This window comes from Pseudoflavonifractor sp. 524-17, from assembly GCF_009935845.1.
Classification (GTDB): Bacteria; Bacillota; Clostridia; order Oscillospirales; family Oscillospiraceae; genus Pseudoflavonifractor_A.
Genome location: NZ_QWEK01000004.1, coordinates 97,786 through 112,594, shown reverse-complemented (window position 1 = coordinate 112,594; position 14,809 = coordinate 97,786). Strand labels below are relative to the sequence as shown.

At 61.1% G+C, this 14,809-nt stretch carries 13 protein-coding genes, 2 tRNA genes and 1 pseudogene; 6 read left to right on the top strand and 10 right to left on the bottom strand.

Features of this window, described 5'->3' with window-relative positions:
* Nucleotides 1–104: 104 nt before the first annotated feature.
* The 5 genes from hpt to D1159_RS00930 all read right to left on the bottom strand — a co-directional run bounded on the left by hpt (nucleotide 105) and on the right by D1159_RS00930 (nucleotide 6,574).
* Nucleotides 105–650: a hypoxanthine phosphoribosyltransferase gene (gene hpt / locus D1159_RS00950; RefSeq protein WP_161843822.1), complete on the bottom strand. Its 546-nt coding sequence runs from the start codon at nucleotides 648–650 to the stop codon at nucleotides 105–107.
* Nucleotides 651–714: 64 nt separating this feature from the next.
* Nucleotides 715–2,124 (bottom strand): tRNA lysidine(34) synthetase TilS, encoded by a 1,410-nt coding sequence (tilS, locus tag D1159_RS19945; protein WP_347563612.1) that lies wholly within the window; start codon nucleotides 2,122–2,124, stop codon nucleotides 715–717.
* A gap of 35 nt (nucleotides 2,125–2,159) precedes the next feature.
* Nucleotides 2,160–3,476 carry a replicative DNA helicase gene (dnaB, locus tag D1159_RS00940; protein WP_161843869.1) on the bottom strand — a complete coding sequence of 439 codons (1,317 nt, stop codon included), beginning with the start codon at nucleotides 3,474–3,476 and terminating at the stop codon, nucleotides 2,160–2,162.
* 48 nt (nucleotides 3,477–3,524) lie between these two features.
* Nucleotides 3,525–3,971, bottom strand: a complete 447-nt coding sequence (gene rplI / locus D1159_RS00935; RefSeq protein WP_161843820.1) for a 50S ribosomal protein L9 — start codon at nucleotides 3,969–3,971, stop codon at nucleotides 3,525–3,527.
* Between the two features lie 614 nt (nucleotides 3,972–4,585).
* On the bottom strand, nucleotides 4,586–6,574 hold the full coding sequence (locus D1159_RS00930) for a DHH family phosphoesterase (protein WP_161843819.1): 1,989 nt from the start codon (nucleotides 6,572–6,574) through the stop codon (nucleotides 4,586–4,588).
* 391 nt (nucleotides 6,575–6,965) lie between these two features.
* Here D1159_RS00930 and D1159_RS00925 point away from each other — a divergent pair, with 391 nt between their 5' ends.
* From D1159_RS00925 to D1159_RS00915, 3 genes and pseudogenes are all read left to right on the top strand, one after another.
* Entirely contained in the window at nucleotides 6,966–8,030 is a 1,065-nt protein-coding gene (locus D1159_RS00925) for a branched-chain amino acid aminotransferase (RefSeq protein WP_161843818.1), read from the top strand.
* Nucleotides 8,031–8,366: 336 nt separating this feature from the next.
* Nucleotides 8,367–9,045: pseudogene (locus tag D1159_RS00920) on the top strand (LD-carboxypeptidase).
* Between the two features lie 286 nt (nucleotides 9,046–9,331).
* Entirely contained in the window at nucleotides 9,332–9,496 is a 165-nt protein-coding gene (locus D1159_RS00915; RefSeq protein WP_161843817.1) for a hypothetical protein, read from the top strand.
* A 111-nt stretch (nucleotides 9,497–9,607) separates the two neighbouring features.
* Here the strand turns inward: D1159_RS00915 and D1159_RS00910 are convergent.
* Nucleotides 9,608–9,684 (bottom strand) — tRNA-Arg (locus D1159_RS00910).
* Between the two features lie 176 nt (nucleotides 9,685–9,860).
* Nucleotides 9,861–9,936 (bottom strand) — tRNA-Phe (locus D1159_RS00905).
* A 123-nt stretch (nucleotides 9,937–10,059) separates the two neighbouring features.
* Between D1159_RS00905 and D1159_RS00900 the strand changes: the two genes are divergently transcribed.
* Entirely contained in the window at nucleotides 10,060–10,911 is an 852-nt protein-coding gene (locus D1159_RS00900) for a pyridoxamine kinase (RefSeq protein ID WP_161843816.1), read from the top strand.
* Nucleotides 10,912–11,079: 168 nt separating this feature from the next.
* Here the strand turns inward: D1159_RS00900 and D1159_RS00895 are convergent, their stop codons facing one another.
* The 3 genes from D1159_RS00895 to D1159_RS00885 are packed head-to-tail and all read right to left on the bottom strand — an operon-like array spanning nucleotide 11,080 to nucleotide 13,155.
* A complete protein-coding gene (locus tag D1159_RS00895; protein WP_161843815.1) occupies nucleotides 11,080–11,508 on the bottom strand; it encodes a PaaI family thioesterase in 429 nt (142 codons plus the stop codon).
* Nucleotides 11,492–12,412: a SufD family Fe-S cluster assembly protein gene (locus D1159_RS00890; protein WP_161843868.1), complete on the bottom strand. Its 921-nt coding sequence runs from the start codon at nucleotides 12,410–12,412 to the stop codon at nucleotides 11,492–11,494. The genes D1159_RS00895 and D1159_RS00890 overlap by 17 nt, the downstream gene beginning before the upstream one ends.
* Nucleotides 12,412–13,155 (bottom strand): ATP-binding cassette domain-containing protein, encoded by a 744-nt coding sequence (locus D1159_RS00885; RefSeq protein WP_161843814.1) that lies wholly within the window; start codon nucleotides 13,153–13,155, stop codon nucleotides 12,412–12,414. Before D1159_RS00885 ends, D1159_RS00890 begins: the two co-directional genes overlap by 1 nt.
* 238 nt (nucleotides 13,156–13,393) lie before the next feature.
* Between D1159_RS00885 and D1159_RS00880 the strand changes: the two genes are divergently transcribed.
* Both D1159_RS00880 and D1159_RS00875 read left to right on the top strand, forming a co-directional pair.
* Complete coding sequence (locus D1159_RS00880; protein WP_161843813.1) at nucleotides 13,394–13,879, top strand: hypothetical protein; 486 nt, start codon at nucleotides 13,394–13,396, stop codon at nucleotides 13,877–13,879.
* Nucleotides 13,880–14,088: 209 nt separating this feature from the next.
* Nucleotides 14,089–14,802 carry a rubrerythrin gene (locus D1159_RS00875; protein ID WP_161843812.1) on the top strand — a complete coding sequence of 238 codons (714 nt, stop codon included), beginning with the start codon at nucleotides 14,089–14,091 and terminating at the stop codon, nucleotides 14,800–14,802.
* Nucleotides 14,803–14,809: the final 7 nt, after the last annotated feature.

The window sequence follows — 14,809 nt, the reverse complement described above, 5'->3', positions numbered from 1 at the left end:
AAAATCTATATTCAGCGTCTGGATTCACAGCCGGGGCCGCTGGACTGCCGGGGCTATGGGAACCTGTATTCACAACCGTGAATACAGGTTCTGAATCCGGGTGTTTACTCGCCCCCGTAGACACAGGGCTTGAGTATGCCGATGCAGGGCAGGTTGCGGTATTTCTCGTCGTAGTCCAGGCCGTACCCCACCACGAAGGCGTCGGGGATGGTGAAGCCTACGTACTGCGCCGCCACGGGCTTGGTGCGCCGCTCCGGCTTATCCAGCAGGGTACACAGCCGGATGGAGGCGGGGTGCCGGGCCTGGAGGAGCTGGAACAGGTAGGACAGGGTATTGCCGCTGTCCAGAATATCCTCCACCACGATGATATCCCGCCCCTCAATCTGCTCGGACAGGTCCTTGACGATCTTCACCTGGCCGGAGCTGGTGGTGCCGCTGCCGTAGGAGGACACCGCCATGAAGTCCACCGTGCAGGGCCGGGTAATGCTGCGCACCAGATCGGCCATAAAAATGAAGGATCCACGCAGGACGCTGATCAACAGCGGGGTCTGATTTGCGTAGTCCCGGTCAATCTGAGCGCCCAGCTCCGCCACCCGGGCCTTCAGCTCCTCTTCGGAAAACAAAATTCGTTCTATATCCTGATGCAGCATGTTACGCCCATCCTTTCCTGGCCCTGAACGGGGCCGTTGTGTGTCTGTTGACGAAATCGCGCCGTCAGCATTCCACCCGCCCCCGCATCCGCTCCACCGCCGTCTCCATGGTTTCCTGCCGGAGGAAGCGCAGCTCAAGGGCGGGCTGCCCGGGCCGGGCCAGCCGGTCCGCCTGGGGGCCGAATTCCGCGGCGGCCAGCACCCCCCGCCGGTCCGCCACAACGGGAATGAGATCCCGGGTCCAGCGGGGGAGCTTGGCCTCTATCATCAGCTTCTTGAGGGACTTGCCGGGGCGCCAGGGGAGGCGCAGATAGTCCCCTGTCTGCCGGGCGCGGACCACCGGCGGGCCGTCCCCCTGTGCCGGCAGATAGAAATGGTCCCTGGTGTGGACGGCGCCGGCGGGACAGAGCACCGGGCGGCAGAGGATCCGCCAAAAGCTGCCTGGGGGGGCGGTCTCCCCGTCCAGACACAGGGGGAGCGGGGCCAGCCGGGGCAGGGCGTCGGTGAATTCACCCAGATACAGCCCCCCGTAGATGCGCTTGGCCCGCAGGCCCTGGGGCAGACAGACCGTCCCGGAGGGACTGCCCTCCGCCCGGCACAGGGCCGTGACAGCCTTTAGATGGGCGGCGGTACAGCCCGCCGCCCCCCCCAGTTGGGCCAGAAGCCGCTCCACCGCCCGGCAGGCCACGGGGTCAGGCAGGGCGGCGATGGCATGGGCGGGGATGGACAGCCCCCTCCCCAGCGGCTCCGCCTTCTGGCAGACCGCCTCCGCCTGGTCCTCCAAGTAAGCCAGATCCAGCCGCAGCGATTGGGCGCTCTCCCCCATGCGCTGGGCCAGCCGGGGGTTCAGCCGGCGCAGCCGGGGCATGATCTCCAGCCGGAGGTAGTTGCGGGCGTAGGACGGGTCCTGATTGGAGGCGTCCTCCACGTGAGAAATGCCGTTCCGGTCCAGATAGTCTTCAATCTCCCGCCGGGTCACGGCCAGCAGCGGGCGCACAATCTTCCCCCGCCGGGGCGGGATGCCGGTCAGTCCCCGCAGCCCCGTCCCGCGGACCAGATGAAGCAAAATGGTTTCCGCGTTGTCGTCGGCGTTGTGGGCCGTGGCGATCCGGTCGCAGCCCAATGTTTCCGCTGTCTCCTCAAGGAACGCATACCGCATTGCCCGGGCGGTCTCCTCAATCCCCCGGCGGGCGGCCTTCGCCGCCCCGGCCACGTCGCCGCTCCCCCATATAAAAGGAATTTTCCACATTTCGCACAAGTTTTCCACAAAGGCGCCGTCCGATGTGGACAATTCACCCCGGAGCTGGTGGTCATAGTGGGCGCAGTACAGGGAAAAAGCGCCTGTCTCCGCCCATTTTTTCAGCAGGTGGAGCAAGCACACCGAGTCCGCCCCGCCAGACACGGCGCACAGCACCCTTGCCCCCGGGGGCAGCATGCCGTACTGTGCCGCCAGCGCGGCGCTCCGCTCCTGCACTCCGCCCATCTCCTTTCAGTTCTCAGCGTCAAAACCTACTCTGTATGGCGGCGGTCCAGTGAGGAGAAGGTGGTATACTCGGGGAGCCACTGAAGCTCCACGGTCTTGGTCTCGCCGTGCCGGTTTTTGGCGATGATGCACTCCGCCAGATTGTGGTTTTCGCTGTCTTCGTTGTAGTAATCCTCCCGGTAGAGGAACATGACGATGTCCGCGTCCTGCTCAATGGCGCCGGACTCCCGCAGGTCGGAGAGCATGGGCCGCTTGTCGGACCGGCTCTCCGGCCCCCGGGACAGCTGGGACAGGCACACCACCGGCACGTTAAGCTCCTTGGCCATAATCTTCAGCGCCCGGGAGATGTCGGAAACAATCTGCTGCCGGTTCTCCCCCTGGCGTATCTTGCCCCCGGCGGAGGTCATCAGCTGGAGATAGTCTATGACTACCAGTCCCAGATTATCCACCCGGCGGCACTTGGCGTTCATGTCCGCCACGCTGAGGGAGGGATTGTCATCAATGAGAATCTGGGTCTTGTTCAGGGCGGCGGAGGCCGCGGCAATGCGCTGCCAATCATCCTCCCCCAAGCGGCCGGTCACCAGCTTTTTATTGTCCACAAAGGACTCCCCGGAGATCAGGCGCATGGCCAGCTGCTCCCGGCTCATCTCCAGAGAGAAGAAGACCACCGTCTTGCCGGAGAACTTCCCCGCGTGGAGGAGCATATTTAAAGCGAAGGAGGTCTTGCCCATACCTGGCCGGGCGGCCAGCAGAATCAGATCCGACCGGTTCAGGCCGGAGATGGCCATGTCCACATCCGGCAGGCCGGTGGACAGCCCCGGCACCATGGAGTCGCTGGCGGCCAGCTCCGCCAGACGGTCGTATACGTTTAAAATCACGCTGGAGATGTGCTCCAGCCCCTGGGCGGCACGGCCCTGACGGATGGCGTAAATGCGCTGCTCTGCCGCCTCCAGCACGTCCTGAGCGGTGCCGGTGCCCTCCTGCACCATGGCGGTGAGAGCCCCGGCGGTCTCCGCAATCCGCCGCAGCAGGGCGCGGTCCTTTACAATGGCCACGTACTCCTTGATATTGGCCGCCGTTGGGGTGATCTCCATCAGCTGGAGGATGTAGTTATGGGAGGTGTTCTCGTGAAACACCCCGTTCTGGCGCATATGGTCCAGGACAGTCACCGGGTCGATGGTCAGGGAGAAGTTGAACATGGAGTAGATGGTCTCATAGATCTCCCGGTTCTGCTGGAGGTAAAAATCCTCTGCCTTCAGCGCCTCAATGACCTCCGGCACGCACCGGGAATCAATGAGCATAGCCCCCAGCACGCTCTGCTCCGCCTCCACCGAGTGGGGCATCTGACGGATCAAAAGGCTTTCATCCACAGCGTATTCCCCCTGTGTCTTTTATTCCTCGGCCACCATGACCTTCAGCGTACCGGTGACCTCATAGCCCAGCTTGCACTTGAGCTCGTAGCCGCCAAACGCCTTGATGGGCTCCTCCTGGACGATCTTGGCCTTGGGAATGGTGATCTGGAACTGCTCGCTCAAAGCGTCGGAGATCTCCTTGCTGGTCACCGCGCCGAAGAGCCGCCCGCCGTTGCCCGCCTTGGCCAGAATCTTTACCGTAATGTCCTTCAGCCGGGCGGCGACGGCCTCGGCCTCCGCCTTCTCCGCGGCCTCCTGGGCCTTGCGGGCCTTGTCCTGCATCTTCATCTTGTTCACATTCTCCGCGGTGGCCTCCACCGCCAGCTTCTTGGGCAGGAGGAAGTTACGGGCGTAGCCGTCGCTGGCCTCAATCAGCTGGCCCTTCTTGCCCTGGCCCTTTACGTCCTGCTGTAAAATTACTTTCATGGGTATCGTTCCTTTCTGTGGGTAGTGTTCTCTATGGAAAAAATTGTGTAAACCCGGTTTCGGGGTTACACCCGGGGGGATTGCCCTCGCCGGGCGGACCGCTTACGCAGCGGGCGCCAGGGCCCTTTCCCGAAAGGGCCCTGGACCCAAAGGGCCAGAGGGGGGAGGACCCCCTCTGGACACCCCCAGCGCGGGGGGTCCAGGCGGCGCACCGCGCCGCCGCCACTGCCTCAGCGTTCTGATAATCTGCCGGTCAACGCGGCCCCAGCTGGGGTCTTGTGCTTACGTTACAATAGAAGTGCCGGGCCTCCCTGGCCGGCCCGGGGGCAAGTTCCCTGCCTGCCCTCCCCCCGGGCCGACCAGGGAGGCCCGGCACATTTGACTTGGTCTGGCTGGAGACTTTACGCTGGAATCGCGTTACCTGCCAGACTGACACGACGGCATGGCAGTCATCCGGCGCGGTGCGCCGGGTGGGCCTGTCGTATGGGGGATTCTCAAGGGGGGGCATCCCCCCTTGAGCCCTTTGGGTCCAGGGCCCTTTCGGGAAAGGGTCCTGGCGCCCGCCGCGCAGGCGGCCCGTGCGGCGAGCACAAGCCCCCCGCGGGGCGTCCCCGCTACTCCTCCTCAAAATACTGATCAATGGCCCGCAGCAGATCCCGGGTCACCTGATCCAGATTGCCTGGAATCTGTCCGCCCGCGGCGTTGGCGTTGCCCCCGCCGCCCAGCTTTTCCAGAATGAGCTGAACATTCGTCTCCCCCGCGGACCGCCCGGAAATAATCACCCGATCCCCGTCGGGGAAGATGGTAAAGGAGGCGGTGACGCCGAAGATATTCAGCAGCTCGTCCGCCGCCTGGGCGGAGACCACCCGGTCTACCGTGTGGTTCACCTTGGCCACCGCCACGCCGTCCCGGTAGATGTTGGCGGTGCGGATGATCTCGTACCGGGCGATGGTGCTCTCCAGGTCGTTTTGGAAGAGGCGGCGCACGTCGCCGGTGTCCGCCCCCGCCCGGCGCAGGAAGGAGGCCGCCTCAAAGGTGCGGCTGCCGGTGCGCATGGTGAACTGCTTGGTGTCCAGCACAATGCCGGCGAGCAGGGCCTCCGCCTCCGCCCGGAGCAGATCCGCGGGTTCCAGCAGGTACTGAAGCAGCTCCGTTACCAGCTCGCTGGCGGAGGAGGCGTAGGGCTCGTGGAAGTTGAGGGCGGCGTCGGCAATATAGGTGGCCGCCCGGCGGTGGTGGTCAATCACGGCCACCCGGTTGCAGGAGAGAAGCAAATCCTCGCTCATGGTCTGCTCCGGCCGGTTGGTGTCCACCACCACCAGCAGAGACTGGGAGTCCGCCTTGATCATGGCGTCCTGGGTGGAGAGAAACACGTTCTGATATTCCGGCAGGGCGGACAGCCGGCTGACTACGCCGCTGGCCGGGTTGGGGCTGGAGTCCTTGATGAAGTAGACGGGGGTGCCTTTTTTCCGGGCAATGGCGCATACCCCCGCCGCCGCGCCGATGCAGTCAAAGTCAGGGAATTTGTGGCCCATGACGAACACGCGGGAGGCGTCGGCCACCAGCTCCCCCAGGGCGTTGGACATCACCCGGCTCTTGACCTTGGTGCGCTTCTCCAGCTCCTTGGCGTGGCCGCCGAAGAACTCGAAGTTGAACTTGTTCTTGATGACCACTTGGTCGCCCCCCCGGGACAGGGCCATTTCCACCGACAGGGCGGCATACTGGAACAGGTCCTGGAAGGAGTCCGCGTCCCGGCCCATGCCGATGGACAGGGTGGCCTGCATCCCCTTGGGGTTGTGGACAGAGCGCACCGCGTCCAGCACGGCGAATTTCCCCTCCTGGAGCCGGGGGAGGAACCGCTCTTCAAAGAGAAGGAGGTACCGGTCCCGGTCGTAGTGGCACAGCAGGCCGCCGGCGGGGGAGGCCCAGCTGTCGATCTTCTCGTCGATATTATTGAGAATGGAGGACTTTTCCGCCTCGCTGACCCCTTTCATCAGCTCCTCATAGTTGTCCAGGGTGAGGATGGCGCACACCGGCCGGGACTGATAGAATTCCTCCCGCACGCCGGAATAGTCGGTGATATCCACCCAGTAGGTGGTGGCCAGGAAGCTGTGTGCCCCCCGCTCGTCGGTGCGCACCAGGTGGCCGAAGACCAGAAACTTCCGCCCCCCCAGCTCCACCTCGGTGGGGCAGTCCGTCTTTCCCTCCATCAGCCAGCGGGAGGAGAACCCGGGCACCACCGCGGACAGCTTGGTGTCAAAGAGATGCTCCCGCTCCCCCGTCAGCCGGAGGAACCGGTCGTTGGACCAGATCACCTCGTCGCTCTCCGGCCGGAAGATCACCATGGGCAGGGGCGCGTTGATCATGGTGTCCTTGGTGGCTACATCCATGTTGCAGGTAATGTTGTCGATATACTTGAGGATCTCCCTCTGGCGCAGGGCGTTGCTCCGGCGGTAGTAGAGGTACAGCGCCACCACAATTATCCCCTCTGCCCCGCCCAGGTATGGGTTGAAAAAGGCGGAGGCCAGGGCAAACAGCACCAGAAAGGTAAAGTAGAGCTGAAATCCAGGTTCCAGCAGACGGGACAGCTTATTTTTTCGCATGGCAGTTCCCTTCCGCCGCGCCTTGCGGCATATGGTACACATCTCCCCGATACAGGCCCAAACGGGAAGAGGGCGGGAAAACGGCTGGCCGGACCGTCAGGGGTGAAAAAAGACTCAGATGATTAAAGTATCATAGCCGTTGTGCGGCTATTATACCACAGGTTCCCGCGCTCTGGAAAGAGGTTATTCAACATTCTCCCCCTATAATTTAACGTGATACAGCGAAAAATAGGCCCCGGCCGGGCGATCTTCCTCTTGCGGCGGCGGCTGGACACTGCTATAATTTGAACCGAGACGACAGTTTAAATCGCTAAACTGCCGGGCGCGGCGGGCGGTGAATTTTGATTTCGGGCCCGGCGCGGAAATGCTTTACGGCAGGAGGTCAATGAGTATGCACGAATTTCCCATTCAGCGGGCGGGGCAGTGCAAGCCCAAGCCCGATCCCAGCACCTTGGTATTTGGCCGCACGTTTACTGACCACATGTTTCTGATGGACTATCACCAGGGGCAGGGCTGGCATGACGGACGCATCGTCCCCTATGCCCCCCTGACACTGGAGCCCTCCGCCATGGTCTTCCATTACGCCCAGGAGGTTTTTGAGGGCCTGAAGGCCTACCGCCGGCCCGACGGCGGGGTACAGCTCTTCCGGCCCATGGACAACGTGCGCCGGATGAACGACTCCTGTGAGCGGATGTGCATCCCCAAGCTCCCCGAGGACGCGGCCCTGGCGGGGATTCAGGCCCTGGTCAAGCTGGAGGCGGACTGGGTGCCCAGCGCCCCAGGCACCTCTTTGTATATCCGGCCCTTTATCATCGCCACTGACCCTGCCCTGGGGGTACACGCCTCCCACAGCTACCTCTTCTGCGTCATCTGCAGCCCCGTGGGGGCCTACTATGCCGAGGGCATCAACCCGGTGCGCATCTATGTGGAGAACGAGGATGTCCGGGCCGTCCGGGGGGGCACCGGCTACACCAAGTGCGGCGGCAATTACGCCGCGTCCATCCGCGCCGGCCAGCGGGCGGAGCAGCAGGGCTATGCCCAGGTTCTGTGGCTGGACGGCGTGGAGCGGAAATATATTGAGGAAGTGGGCTCCATGAACGTCATGTTCAAGGTGGACGGCGCCGTCGTCACCCCCAAGCTCACCGGCTCTGTGCTCCCCGGCATCACCCGCCGCTCCTGCCTGGAGCTGCTGCGCTCCTGGGGCCTGCCGGTGGAGGAGCGGCTTATCTCCGCACAGGAGCTCTTTGACGCCGCCCAGGCCGGCCGGCTGGAGGAGGCTTGGGGCACCGGAACCGCCGCCGTGGTCTCCCCCGTGGGGGAGATGGCCTGGAACCAGACCCGGGCCGTGGTCAACAACGGCCAGATCGGCGCCGTGACCCAAAAGCTCTACGATACGCTCACCGGCATCCAGTGGGGCACCCTCCCAGACCCTTACGGCTGGGTGGTCCCGGTGTAACGCCCCCACATACAAAATAAAGCCAGACAGGCTGGAAAGGCGGTGCCCGACCAGCAGGAGGGAAGGGAAGCGGGAGCGTCCGGGGATGACCTGGGCGCTCCGTTCTCTTTGCCGCCCCTCCGCTAGTGCGCACTTACGCACCGGCGGCTTGTGTATCGGGCGCAGCTGCGGCGATGCACCGGGGGCTATTGGCCGCCAACAAGCAGTACCGGGTATATACCGGTGCATTGCTTGCTTCTGCTATCTGCGTCCAAAAACACGCATCGAGTATCGTCCGCATCGGTACGATACTTTGCTCATATCAATGCGGCTAATCGGAATTTGGAGGCGATGAAAATGATAAAAACGGTTGGAATCGTAAGCCTCTCCAGTGGTATCATAGGGGAGGATTTCATCAGATTTGAAGTAGAAATAGGGCTGCGCAGGCTGTGCGAATATGGCCTGGCTGTAAAGTTCATGCCAAACGCACGGAAAGGCATTGATTACATCAAGGAGCATCCGGAGAAGAGAGCGGAGGACCTTTTACAGGCGTTCCGCGATCCTGAAATTGATATGATCCTCTGTGCCATCGGCGGAGACGATACGTTCCGCCTACTGCCCCATTTGTTTGAACAGAGCGAACTGCAGAATGCCATTACTCAAAAGGTATTTCTTGGCTTTTCAGATGCAACCATCAATCACTTTATGCTGCACAAGCTCGGCTTACGCACTTTTTATGGACAAAGTTTCCTTGCGGATATCTGCGAAATTGTCCCCGGAAAAATACCGGAAGGCTTTGGAATATCTCAAAAAAGCGGGCGTATTTGATGCCGTTTCCGGCGTCTTGGTAGGCAAACCTATGGATGAAGCCTACGCACAGGAGTACAAGCAGCATTTGCTCAATGTAATTGGAAATCCACAATTGCCTGTCCTTTGCAATATCAATATCGGACACGCTGCACCGCGCTGCATCATTCCGTTCGGTGCTGAGGCATTCGTTGATGCGGAAAAGCAAATAATTCGTTTTGCTGGCTGAACAGCCAGTTCCAGTTTATCAGGGGGGATTTCATCTTTTGGGTGAAATCCCCCTTGACAAATGTTCTCTTAACTTCCTGTCTTGTTAGGGGGAGCGGCGCATAATTGGACACCTTAATCACGAGGGAACAAACGAAAACAGCGGAAGACACCGGCGAATGTCGGAGAAGTGATATGGACGGCCACATAAGAGCGGGAACGGATGAAAGTGACACAGCGAAGGCAGGAAATACTTAACAGCTATCCGTCGCCGGAGCTCCCTTCAAACAAAACAGGAGGTACACACAATGAGCATGAACGAACTGAACACCACCGCCCGGGACCTGATGAGTGTCTGGGCCATAATCGCCGGGCTGGAGGCGGAGGCCAAGGCCCTGGCCGATAAGCTCAAGGCCGCAATGGTGGAACGGGGACCGAAAAAACAGCGATTTTCAGCCCGAAAATGCTGGTAAATTGCAGGCAGAGTATTTACTTGAAGCGAATGAAAATGCGCCTATTACCGCCAAAATGATTCCCGCATAAAAGTTATAAAAACACCGGATATTTAGCTATATCCGGCGCTTTGGCACCCCCGGCGCGACTCGAACGCGCTACATTCCGCTTAGGAGGCGGACCCTCTATCCAGGTGAGGTACGGAGGCATATTCACTTATATGCGCGGGTGATATGGCCTTGGGGAAATGTTCTGCGTTTCATGCGGCTGCCCGTCCCCGCCGGGAAGCCAGAAAAGCGGGCCCCGGCGGAGAGCAAAAAAATTCCCATCACAGCGCAATTTTCGCCGCAAGGCGGAAACGGAGCTGTGATGGGAATTCTGAGCTGGTGCCTCCGGCCGGAATCGAACCAGCGACACGGGGATTTTCAGTCCCCTGCTCTACCAACTGAGCTACAGAGGCATTTCCGCCGCCACCCGGGCGACTTGATTATTTTATCACGGAGATCTCAAATTGTCAATTGAATCTTGAAGGAAAAGCGCATATAATGTCTCTCAGACCCAATTGTAAAGGAGACTTATTTCTATGCAGCGTGCAAAAGAGGCGGCAATTATCCACGATCTTTCCGGATTTGGCCGGTGTTCGGTCAGCGTAGTGCTGCCGGTGCTGGCGGCGATGGGGGTGCGGTGCGACACCCTGCTCACCGCCTATCTCTCCGCCCAAACCGCCTTCCCGCCCTCCGAAAAGGCGGTTTTCCTGGATCTGACAGAGCAGATGGGGGCCTGCTGCGACCACTGGGCGGAGCTGGGCGCCTCCTTTGACGCAATCTACAGCGGCTTTTTGGGTTCAGAGCGGCAGATTGACCTGATTCAGGATATGATAAAGCGGTTCCGGCAGAGGGATACCCTGATTCTGGTGGATCCGGTAATGGGGGATCACGGAAAGCTCTACAGCACCTACACCCCCGGCATGTGCGCCCACATGGGGGCCCTGGCCGCCCAGGCGGACATCATCACCCCCAACCTCACCGAGGCCGCCCTGCTGCTGGGGGAGCCCTATGAGGCCGCGCCCCGGGGCGAGGCGGGCGTCAGGCGCTGGCTGGACCGCCTCTCCCTGGGCGGAGCCCGGTCGGTGATTATCACCGGCCTGTCCCTGGCCCCGGGCCAGGTGGGGGCAGGGTGCTTCTGCCGGGAGGATAGAACCTTCTCCTTCGCCCAGGCCCCCCTGGAGGCAGGCCACTTCCCTGGTACCGGGGACCTCTTCGCCAGCGTGCTGTTGGGGGACCTGCTCCAGGGAGCCTCCCTGCGGCAGGGGATGGAGCGGGCGGTCGGCTTCGTCCAGAAGTGCGCCGCCGCCACGTTGGAGCTGGGCACCCCTCCTGTGCTGGGCGTCCAGTTCGAGCCCCTGCTGCGGGAGCTGGCCGTCCCCCGTGAATAGAAGGAAAAAGAGCCCATGCCAAAGGCCGGCAGTTTTCAGAACTTCGAGAAGTTCTGAAAACTGGTTTGCCTGGACGCGAAAGGGAACCCTGACGGTTCCCTTTCACACTATCCCACCATCCGAAACCTTCAAATTGTGCGTTTTTTGACACGCTGAGGCCGGCAGTCTTCAGGGGCTGCCGGCCTTAAAATCAGGCAGGGGCTGGCCGGTGAAAAAGAAGGTGAATACCCCACAGGCCACCAGCGCGCCGCTGCCGTCTGTCAGCTCAGCCCGGTAGACCGCGATGTGGTTCCCCCGGCGCTGGGGGACGGCGGCGCAGAAGATCTTTTCGCTGCCCGCGGCTGGGCGCAGGTAGTCCATGCGGCAGTCCAGCGTGACGCCCACCTGGCCGGAGGTGGCGGCGGCCACCCCCGCAACCGTGTCCGCCAGGGCGGCCAGCAGGCCCCCGTGGACCATGCCCATGGGGTTGAGGCTGCTGGGCCGGACGGTGAGAACTCCCTGGGCGCGGCCCTCCTCAATTTGGGTGATTTCAATACCGTTGTAGGCGGCGAACCCGTTATGCTTGTGCCGGGCCCACAGGTTACTGTAGGAATCCATCTAGAATTTTCTCCTCCGCCTCTTCCTCGGTGAGGCCCAGCGTCATCAGCTTGAGAAGCTGGTCCCCGGCGATGCGGCCGATCGCGGCCTCATGGATGAGCTGGGCGTCCACATGGTTGGCGGCAATGGCGGGGATGGAGGACACCTGGGCCTGATCCATGATGATGGAGTCGCACTGCACATGGCCGAAGCAGGCGGCGTTTCCGGTCATCTTGGGGTAAAAGACCTGTTTAGATTGGCCCTGGGCCACTGAGCGGGAGATGACCCGGCCGCTGGCCCCCGCCCCGTCCAGAACGATCTCCATGTCGGACTGCGCCGTCTGGCTGCCGTGGGTGAGGAGCTTTTCCGTGATGACAGCCTCGGCGTCCTTACCCACCACGATCTTGGTATCCCGCTTGGTGGAGTCCACCCCGCGGATCTGGGTGGTCTCCATCTGAATGGAGGCGCCCTCCTCCAGGTAGACCACGGTCTGGGGGTTGAAGATCCGCTTTCCCTCCCCCTCTCCCTCGCCGTAGTGGCGCTCCACATAGCGCACCTTGGAGTTTTTGCCGATATAAAAGGTGTGCAGGCCGTCGTGCTGGGCGGTTTCACACCCGGTGTTGTGGATGCCGCAGCCCGCCACAATGTCCACGTCGCAGTCCTCGCCGATGAAGAAGTCGTTGTAGACCAGCTCGGTAAAGCCGGTGGCCTGGATGATGACGGGGATGTGGATGGACTCTTTTTTTGTCCCCGGCTTCACCCGGATATCAATACCGGACTTGCCGCCGGTTTTGGTAGTAATGTCGATATTGGCGGTGGTGGATCGGGAATCCAGCTGTCCGTTGCGGCGGATGTTGTACGCCCCCTGGGGGGTCTTTTCCAGGTCCGCAATCTCCTTGAGCAGCTTCCAGTCGGTCTTGTCCATCATTCCTTGTTCGCCTCCCCGTTGAGATAGGTGCAGCCGGAGGAAGTCTTGGCCAGAATCAGGGGGAAAATCTCCTCCTTCGGCCCGTGCCGCACCACTTTGCCCTCCTCAATCATGACGATCTCGTCGGCCAGATTGATGATCCGCTCCTGGTGGGAGATGATGAGCAGGGTGGCCTCCCGCTTGGCGTGGATGGCCTGGAAGGTCTCCGTCAGCTTGGCGAAGGACCATAGGTCGATGCCCGCCTCCGGCTCGTCAAAGATCATCAGGCCGCTTTTCCGGGCCAGGATGGTGGCGATTTCAATCCGCTTCACCTCGCCGCCGGAGAGGGAGGCGTCCACCTCCCGGTCGATATAGTCATAGGCGCACAGGCCCACCTTGGTGAGGTACTGGCAGGCCTCCTCGGTGGCCAGGCTGTCCCGCCCGGCGGCCAGACAGAGCAGATCCTTTACCCGCAGGCCCTTGAACCGGGGGGGCTGCTGAAAGCCGTAGCTGATGCCCAGCCTGGCCCGGCCCGTAATGCTCATCTGGGTGATGTCCTGCCCGTTCCACACAATGGAGCCGGAGGTGGGGGCCACCAGCCCCATCACCGCCTTGGCCAAGGTGGTCTTGCCCCCGCCGTTGGGGCCGGTAATGACTACCAGCTTGTTTTCTCCGATGGACAAAGACACGTCGTTTAAAATGCCCAGGCCGCCGCCGCTTGGGTCAGAGACCTGGTAGTTCAGATTTTTGATCTCCAGCATAGATTTGCTACTCCTTACATCAGCCCGGCGGCGGAGCAGGACCCGCCGCCGGCTGCCCCGTCAGGGGCGACGGGGTTATTATACCATTTTACTGCTGGTTGTACAAGCGCTGGCGCCAAATGTCCCTTTTAAAATAAGAAGCTGGCATTGCTTGTTATAGTTAGCGCAGTCAGCGCTTTGCTGTCTGGCATTGGGTTTTTGTCCCTATCAAACAGTAAATGATTGGAAAAAAGAGGTCATGAAACGAATTTTGACTGTTGTTAGTGCTGTTTTAATGGTGGTATCATTCGCTGCTTGTGGCGGCGCTTCCGGTGGTGAAGTTCAAAAGCCGTCTAATGTTTCAGCTGACAATCCTAACGTCCCTGAAAACAGCAATGATAGTAACAATGAAACAAAAATTACCATTGAGGAAACTGTGCTTGTTGACAAGGGCGGCGTAAAAATCACGGCTAAAAGTTTGAGCACGGATGAAATCTTTGGTGCAGAACTTAAATTGCTGATTGAAAACAATTCCGGTAAGGATTTGACCATTCAGTGTCGGAATGCCTCTGTCAACGGATATATGGTTGAACCTATGATGTCTGTTGACATTGTTAATGGCAGAAAAGCAAACGATGCCATTACATTCATGGATTCGGACTTTGACGCCTGCGGAATTACCGCTATTGAAGAGGTTGAACTGTCCTTCACATCTTCGATACCGAGTCTTGGGATGGCATTGTAGATACTAGTGTAGTGAGTATTAGTTTCTAATTTGATTCACTCGCGTTAGTTAAGAGCGGCAGGAGCCATAAGGTTCCTGCCGCTCATTTTGCCTATTCAACTTTAAAAAGGGACCGTCAAATCAGGCCGGAACGGCAGGAGCAAAGGGCATTTTTTCCCGTTCCCGCATAGGATAGAGGGAAATCTGATAAAATCGGGAGGGAAATCCCCATGCTGCAAACATCCAACAGCGTCCCCACGGCAGACTACCGGGAGGCGGACGCCTTTGCCCGGGTGTGGAACCGGGTCATGCCCGAGGACCGGCCGGACTGCCCCTTTGTCACCAACTGTACCCCGCCTCCGGCGGAGGAGGACGCCCCCATGACACAGGAGGAGGTCCAGCCGCCCCAGGGAGAGGCCGGCGGCGCCCTGTGTCCCTGCGTGCCAACGCCGGCGCCCCCGGTGGAGCGTCTGCCCCAGGCGCCCCCGGTCCACGTCACCCCTCAGAGCGTGGCGGACAACGACATCCCCTGCCTGGGGGCGGCCTCCGCCGTCTACGGCGGGATGCTCCAGGAGCTCATTGACCAGGAGATTGCCAACTGGAAACGGTACTTAGCCCTGTCCCGCCGCTCTCCGGCGGGGGGCAGCCGGGTGCTGGCCGCGATTGCGGCCGCGGAGCGCCGCCATGGAAAACGGCTGAGCGCCGCTTACTTCCTCATCTCCGGAGTACGCTACTGGCCGGCGGATCGGAAGGTGCCCCCCCTTCAGGGCGCGTGGCCCTCCGCCCTGCGCCAGTGCTTCTGCGGGGAGCAGAAAGCGGCGGCGGCCTATCTGGCCGCCGCCGCGGAGAACTCGGATCCGGCGCTGTGCAGCCTCTTCCAGGAGCTGGCCGGGGAGGAAGCCCTCCACGCCCAGACCCTGCGGGAGCTGCTGGAACAGCTGTAGCCCGGCC